The sequence below is a fragment of the Nocardia sp. NPDC055321 genome (assembly GCF_053645575.1).
On the sequence record NZ_JBSHMS010000047.1, the window covers coordinates 37,781 to 44,934 of the forward strand.

The 7,154-nt window shown below is 70.3% G+C and carries 6 protein-coding genes; 3 read left to right on the forward strand and 3 right to left on the reverse strand.

Going from position 1 to position 7,154, the window contains the following annotated elements:
• The first annotated feature begins 129 nt into the window (after window positions 1-129).
• Window positions 130-2,244, forward strand: coding sequence for a prolyl oligopeptidase family serine peptidase (locus ACWIGI_RS39785; protein WP_454208825.1), 2,115 nt, complete (start codon window positions 130-132; stop codon window positions 2,242-2,244).
• A gap of 9 nt (window positions 2,245-2,253) precedes the next feature.
• Here the strand turns inward: ACWIGI_RS39785 and ACWIGI_RS39790 are convergent, their stop codons facing one another.
• Both ACWIGI_RS39790 and ACWIGI_RS39795 read right to left on the reverse strand, forming a co-directional pair.
• The gene (locus ACWIGI_RS39790; protein ID WP_454208826.1) at window positions 2,254-2,877 is read right to left on the reverse strand and encodes a TetR/AcrR family transcriptional regulator; all 624 of its coding nucleotides are present in this window, start codon (window positions 2,875-2,877) and stop codon (window positions 2,254-2,256) included.
• A 113-nt stretch (window positions 2,878-2,990) separates the two neighbouring features.
• On the reverse strand, window positions 2,991-3,584 hold the full coding sequence (locus ACWIGI_RS39795; RefSeq protein ID WP_454208827.1) for a TetR/AcrR family transcriptional regulator: 594 nt from the start codon (window positions 3,582-3,584) through the stop codon (window positions 2,991-2,993).
• A gap of 121 nt (window positions 3,585-3,705) precedes the next feature.
• Between ACWIGI_RS39795 and ACWIGI_RS39800 the strand changes: the two genes are divergently transcribed.
• Together ACWIGI_RS39800 and ACWIGI_RS39805 are read left to right on the forward strand one after the other, a co-directional pair.
• The gene (locus ACWIGI_RS39800) at window positions 3,706-5,064 is read left to right on the forward strand and encodes an ABC transporter permease (RefSeq protein WP_454208828.1); all 1,359 of its coding nucleotides are present in this window, start codon (window positions 3,706-3,708) and stop codon (window positions 5,062-5,064) included.
• Between the two features lie 273 nt (window positions 5,065-5,337).
• On the forward strand, window positions 5,338-5,913 hold the full coding sequence (locus ACWIGI_RS39805) for a GAF domain-containing protein (protein ID WP_454208829.1): 576 nt from the start codon (window positions 5,338-5,340) through the stop codon (window positions 5,911-5,913).
• Between the two features lie 32 nt (window positions 5,914-5,945).
• Here the strand turns inward: ACWIGI_RS39805 and ACWIGI_RS39810 are convergent.
• Window positions 5,946-7,154: MFS transporter (locus ACWIGI_RS39810; RefSeq protein ID WP_454208830.1), on the reverse strand; the 1,209-nt coding region annotated here is incomplete at its 5' end.

The following is a 7,154-nucleotide window of genomic DNA, read 5'->3' on the forward strand; positions in this document are numbered from 1 at the left end:
CGCCGGGCACCGACAGCGCCGCGCCCGGGTCCCGGCTCGCCGTGACCGGCCGCCACCGGCCACCCGCTGTACCCTTGCCTATCGGCAGCTCGAACGAAGTGGCGCGCATCGACTCACCGGGGGGAAGCGATGAAACACGGCGGCATCGGACGGCGTACGGCCCTGGCGGCCCTGACGGTCGCGCTCGTGGCGGCCTGCGGCGGCTCGGATCCCGAGTCCGACCCTCACCGGTGGCTGGAGGAACTCGACAGCCCACAGGTGCAGTCGTGGGTGGCGGCGGAGAACGCCAAGACCCTGGACGTGCTGGAGAAGGACCCGAGCTACGCCGGAAACCTCACCGCCGCGGTGGAACTCGGTAAAGCGCCGGATCGGCTCCCGCTGCCGCGATTCCACGGGGGAGCGGTCGGCAACTTCTGGCAGGACGGCGAGCATCAGCGCGGCATCTGGCGCGAGAGCACCGTCGCCGGATACGAAGCGCCGCAACCGGAGTGGAAGACCGTCCTGGACCTGGACGCCCTCGCCGCCGCCGAGGGCCGCAACTGGGTGTGGGAGGGGATGAACTGCGCGCCCGGAGCGGGCACCCGCTGCCTGGTCGAGCTGTCCGAGGGCGGCGAGGACGCGGTCACCGTCCGCGAATTCGACAGGTCCACCGGACAATTCGTGGCCGACGGCTTCGTGCTGGACCGCGGCAAGCAGTACACCTCCTGGGTGGACGAGAACACGCTACTGGTCTCGCGGGAATGGACACCGGGGGACAAGACCGTCTCCGGCTACCCGTACGTGGTCAAGCGCTGGCAGCGCGGCGAACCGCTCGCCGACGCGACGGAAGTGCTGCGCGGCGACCCCGCCGACGGACTCGGGACCGCGCCGTTCCTGCTCGACGGCGGCCCCGGCGAGCGGGTCTCCATGGTCGTGCGCCGCCCGTCCTTCTTCGAAGCGCAGGTCAGCGTGATCCGGGACGGGCAGGCGGTCCGGATCGCCCTGCCGCCCAAGGCCGATGTGCAGGGCATGGTCGGCGATCGGATCCTCGTCTCGCTGCGCCAGGACTGGACCGCCGCGGACGGCAGGGCCTTCACGTCCGGGTCGCTGATCTCGCTCCGAGCGGACGAGGTGATGTCCGCCCCGGATCAGCCGCGCGCCACCCTGGTCTACGCGCCCGGGCCGACCCAGACCCTGCAGCAGGTCATGACCACCCGATCGCACCTGATCACGACCTCCCTGGACGACGTGCGCGGGCGCGCGACCGTGTACACCCCGCTGCCGGACGGCGGCTGGTCGGCCGCCCCCGTCGCGCTGCCGGAGAACGCCACCGTCGACGCCGTGGACGCCGATTCGCGCGGCGACACCGCGTATCTGACGGTCAGCTCGCCGGTCACCCCGGTCACGCTGTGGCGGCTCGACACCGCGGCCGGGCGCGCGGACCCGATCAAGGCCGCCCCGGCGCGCTTCGACGCCTCCCGATTCGTGGTGGAACAGCTCAAGGCCACCTCGCCCGACGGCACGCGGGTGCCGTACTTCATCGTGCGCGCCGCGGGCATGAAGTACGACGGCAAGAACCCGACGATCATGTACGGGTACGGCGGCTTCGGTTCCACCTCGACACCCGGGTACAACGGTCTGCTGGGCCGGCTGTGGCTCGAACGCGGCGGGGTCTACGTCATCGCCAATATTCGCGGCGGCGGCGAGTACGGTCCCGCCTGGCACGAGGCCGCGCTGAAAACCCAGCGGCAGCGTGCTTTCGACGATTTCCGCGCCGTCGCCGATGACCTCATCGCTCGCGACGTCACCACCCCGCGGCACCTCGGCATCCAGGGCGGCTCCAACGGCGGCCTGCTGATGGGCGTGCAGTTCACCCAGCATCCGGAACTGTGGAACGCGGTCGACATCCAGATCCCGCTGCTGGACATGGTGCGGTACGAGCAGATCGCGGCGGGCGCGTCCTGGGTCGGCGAGTACGGGACGGTGGCCGATCCCGCCGAACGCGCCTTCCTGCAATCGATTTCACCGTACGCGCAGCTGCGCTCGGGGGTGGCCTACCCCACGCCGTTCGTCTGGACCACGACCAAGGACGACCGGGTCGGCCCGCAGCACGCGCGCAAGTTCGCGGCGCGGCTGTCCGAACTCGGCGCCCCGTACTTCTTCTACGAGGCGACCCAGGGCGGGCACGGCGCCGGCGCCAACATCGACGAACGCGCCCGCACCAGCGCGCTCGAGTACACCTACTTCGTCCGGCAGCTCATGTAGGGATCGCCCTCAGACGATCAGCGAGAGCGACACCGCGACCAGCACGCCCACCAGTTCGCTCACCGGCGGTCGCGGATCCGAGAGCAGCCATTCGTGCGCGAGTCCGTTGACCGCGCCGATCAGCGCGCTACCGGTCAGTTCGGGGGTGCTGCGCAGGCGCGAGTCCGCCCCGGCCAGCGGGCCGAGAATGAGTTCGATGGTCGCGATCCACTCGTGCCTGCGCGCGCGGCGGTGCTCTTCCATGCGCTCGCTGACGCCGACGACCTCGACGAACGCCACCTTGGCGCGGTACGGGTCCACGCCGACCGAGCCCAGGTACGCCTCCATGGCCTTGGTGATGCGCACGGTCGGGTCCGGATCGGGCCCGAGCTCGGCCACCGCCGTGGCCAGCGCGGTCGCCGCGGACTGCTGAATGTGGTCGTACGCCGCGACGAGGACGTCCTCGCGCGTGGCGAACTCCTCGTAGAACTGCCGTTTGGACAGTCCGGCCGCCGCGCACACGTCGGCGAGCGAACAGTTGGCGTACCCGCGCTCGCCGAAGATTTCGATGGCGGCGTCGAGGAAGCGCTGTCGGCGTTCGGCTTTGCGCTCGGTGACGGCGCGCCCGCCGTACTGCCGTCCCTCGATTGTCACTGTCCGTCCTCGACTGTCGCTGTAGCGTGGCCTCGATGCCGGCCGGAGCGGCCGGCGGCCGCCCCTTGGTCATCGTCCGAACCGTTCCAAAGGTAACGGGGACCCGTGGACAATCAGCGACGGGGCCGCAAACCGTCCAACATGTGGGTCACTGTCTCTTCAAATAATCCATCGGCGTCGGCCGCCGCGACGAAGCCCGAACCCACGAAAGTGGCCAGGCCCTGCAGCGCCGCCATCGCGGTCAGGCACATGCGCCGGGGATCGCCGTCGACCACCTCCCCGCGCGCCTGACCGTCGGCGATCATCGCCAGCGGGGTGGCCAGGGCCTGTGCGACGGCGGCCTCGATCTCGGGGGTCTGGCGCTGTTTGCGGGCGAACATGACCGCCAGCAGGGCCGGGTTCTCGATGGCGAAGCTGAGGTAGGTCCGGGCCACCGCGCGAATTCGCTCCAGGAAAGTGCCGGTGGCGGCGGCCTTTTCGAGTGTGGTCCCGAGTCGCTCGAAGCCTTCCGCGGCGAGCGCGTCCAGCAGCGCCTGCTTGTCGCGGAAGTGCCGGCTCGGCGCGGCGTGGCTGACCCCGGTGTCACGCGCGAGCTGGCGGAGCGAGAGTCCGTCCACCCCGGCCCGGCGCAAGAGGGCCTCGGCGCGGCGCAGCAGTTCGGCGCGGAGGTCGCCGTGGTGGTAGGAGCGCGAGCTGGCGATGGACATGGTGAGAGCAGGATATCGGACACATCCGTAGATGTTGGCATTGACTACTTTGTTGTCAGTGCCTACATTTGCCCTTGCTATGACGAACGTGAGTGCGTCCGAACCGAATGGGAGTGAGCCCGTGCCGAAAAACAGTGCGCCCTCGGCGATTCCGGACAGCGGCGGCCCCGCGGGCGGTGCCGGGCACCGGCTCGGGCTGCCCCTGCGCGGCTGGATACCGCCGATCTTCGTGGTCACGCTGCTCGCCGCCCTGCTGGGCACCATGTACCTGGGATACACCTCGGACCCCGAGAAGAACCTGCACGACTTCCCCGTGGCCCTGGTCAACCAGGACGACGGCGACATCGTCGACGGCAAGGCCGTGAACGTCGGCAACCAGATCGCGGACGCCCTGATCGCCAAGGTCCCCGCCGACAAGGTCGACCTGCGCCTGGTCGGCGTCGGCGAGGCCCAGCGCCAGCTGCGCGACGGCCGGATCTACGGCGCCATCATCATCCCGAGCGACTTCTCCAAGCGGCTGAGCATCCTCGGCACGGCCGCGGTGGTGCCCGGCGACGTGGAGCGGCCCGTCATCACCGTGCACACCAACCCGCGGGCGGGCACCTACGCCGCGCAGATCGTGCAGCGGGTCAGCGACCGCGCCATGACCGAGGTGAACCACACCGTCGGCGCCCAGCTCACCGAACAGGTCCGTGCCGCACTGACTTCCGCGCCGGGCGCGGCCCCCGCCGAACTCACCGGTGCGGCGCGCCTGCAGCTGGCCACCCCGATCGACATCTCGGTCAGCCCCTTCCGCCCGCTGCCCGAGGGCACCGGCCAGGGTCTGTCCGCGTTCTTCTACACCCTGATCCTGCTGTTCGCCGGATTCAGCGGGGCCATGCTCATTCACGGCATGGTCGACAACAAGCTCGGCTACCTGCCCGCCGAATACGGGCCGTGGTTCCTGGACGTGCAGCCCGTGGCCATCAGCCGCTGGCGCACCCTGCTGGTGAAATGGGCCATCGCGCTGGTCACCGCGCCCATAGTGTCCGCGCTGTTCCTGGCGATCGCGACCCTGCTCGACATGCCCATCGACCACGCGCTGCCGCTGTTCCTGTACGGGGCGCTCGCGGTCGCGGCGGTCAGCGTCACCGGGCTGTCCATCCTGGCCGCCTTCGGCACCGCCGGGCTGCTCATCAACATGATCGTGTTCGTGGTGCTCGGCCTGCCGTCCTCCTCGGGCACCATCCCGGTCGAGGCGACCCCGCGCTACATCGCGGTGCTCGCGAACTTCGAACCCATGCACCAGATCTACCTCTCGGTGCGCGCGCTGCTCTACTTCGACGGGCACCTCGCCGCCGGTCTGGGCACGGGTATCTGGATGACGCTGTTCGGACTGGCCTTCGGTGTCCTGCTGGGCGCGGTGGTGACCCACACCTACGACCTGCGCGGGCTGTACCGGCTCGGGGTGTCGCACAAGCCCGCCGCGGCGGTGAAGTAGCCGCTGCGCCAGGGCACGCGAGCCGCGGAGACCGCCGCGGCTCGCGTGAGCGGCATTGGCCCGGAGTGACTTTCGGCCCTTTTCGTTGCCGAGCTGTGACGGCACCATAAGCCCCGAGCACCGAATACTCATGGCAGAGCGAGGATCACGGGGCGGTTTCGCAGCATGGTTTCGGCACGGTTCGACCCATTGACGGGGCAGTTTCTACGCGCGGTTCGCGACGCCGGAGGCGGATTGACGGCGGTGTGCGGGGCGTGCGTACGAGTGCTGCCCGTGCGGCGTGCCGCCATCGTGCTCGAGGAGCGCGACGCCGGCCTGCAGCCCTGGTGTGCCAGTGACGAATTCGCGTCCCGGGTGGAAGCGGCGCAGGCCACCGCGGGGGAGGGGCCCGCGGTCTCGGCGGCGTCGGCGGGCGTTCCCGTCCTGGTGAGCGACTTCGCCGGCTGCGGGCACTGGCCGGGTTTCGCCGAGGCGCTCACCGGATTCCCTACGGCCGGTTCCATGTTCGCCGTCCCGCTGCGGCTCGGCCACATCCGGCTCGGTGCGATGGACCTCTACCGCGACGCTCCCGGCCGCCCGGAACCGCTGCTCATGGCCGCGGCGCTGCACATCGCCGATCTGGTCACCGCGAGCCTGGTGCTGTCCGCCGGGCAGGAGGCGCGGCGATGGTCACAACCGTTGTCCAGCCGCTGGATTCACGAGGCGGCCGCACTCACGAGCGCGCGCCTGGGCATCGGTAGAGCCGATGCCTGCGCCCGGTTGCGCGCCTACGCGTTGACCCACGAAATGTCCCTGGTCGAGGTGTCCAAGGGGGTCGTTCAGCGCCGGATCGTGCTGGATCGCGAGTGACCGCGGTGCTCGATCGCGAATGATCGTGATCGCTAGTGCGAGGCGGTGGCCTTGAACCCGCGCGGCACCAGGACCACGGTCAGCACCGCCACCGTTCCCACCAGCGCCGCCGAGATCCAGGAGGTGGTGGTGAGCGCGGAATCGAAGGCGTGCTGGGCGATCTCGAGCACCCGATCACCGGTCGGCCCGCCGATGTCGTGCGCGACGTAGGCCGCGCCGCCGACCGAACCGCGCGCGGTGTCGAGCTGATCGCCGGTGAGTGGCAGATCCGTCATGTGGGTGACGAAGAGCCGGCCGTGAATACTGCCGAGCAGCGCGACACCCAGGCCGATGCCGAGTTCGTAGTTGGTCTCCTCCACCGCGCCCGCCTGCCCGGCCCGCTCCGCCGGCACCGAGGCGACCAGCACCGCCGCCGCCGTGGTGATGGCGACGCCGTCGCCGATGCCGAGCGCCACGAGAATCACCGCGACCAGCGGATAGGTGGTGGTCGGAATGGCGGCCAGCAGCAGGAAACCCGCTGCGAGGGTGAACAATCCGAAACCCATCAGGAAGCGCACGCTGACGTGCCGCAGCAACCACGGCGTGGAAAGCGAGCCGAGCAGCGTGGCTATCGCGGCCGGTACCGTGCGCAGCCCCGCCTCGGACGGGGTGTAGCCGTGAATGTACTGCAGCCACAACGAGATCAGGAACAGGGCCGCGCCGATGGCGAGCATGGCCAGCAGGGTCGCCAGCGCCGCGGCGGTGAACGCGCGATTGCGGAAGAGCCGCACATCCAGCAGCGGGTCCGGCGATTTCAGCTGCCGGTAGGCGAAGAGCCCGAGCAGGGCGAAGGCGGCGAGCAGGATCAGCAGGTCCGTGGCGGCGGGCTCGCCCTTGGCCACGTGTTTGATACCCCAGGCCAGTGCCACGATGCCCAGCACCGAGAGCACCGCGCTGAAGTAGTCGAGCCTGCCGTGCTGTGGCGCACGGTATTCCGGCAGCAGCCAGAGGCCCGCGGTCACGGTCAGCACCACCACCGGGACGTTCAGCCAGAACGCCGCCGACCACCCGAAGCGCTCCACCAGGTGGCCGCCGACCAGCGGGCCCACGGCCGCGCCCGCGCCCGCCACCGCGGCCCAGATGCCGATGGCCTGGGTGCGTTCGTGATCGTCGGTGAAGATGTTGCGGATCAGCGAGAGCGTCGACGGCATGACCATGGCTCCGCCGACGCCCAGCAGCGCGCGCCCGGCGATGAGCTGGCC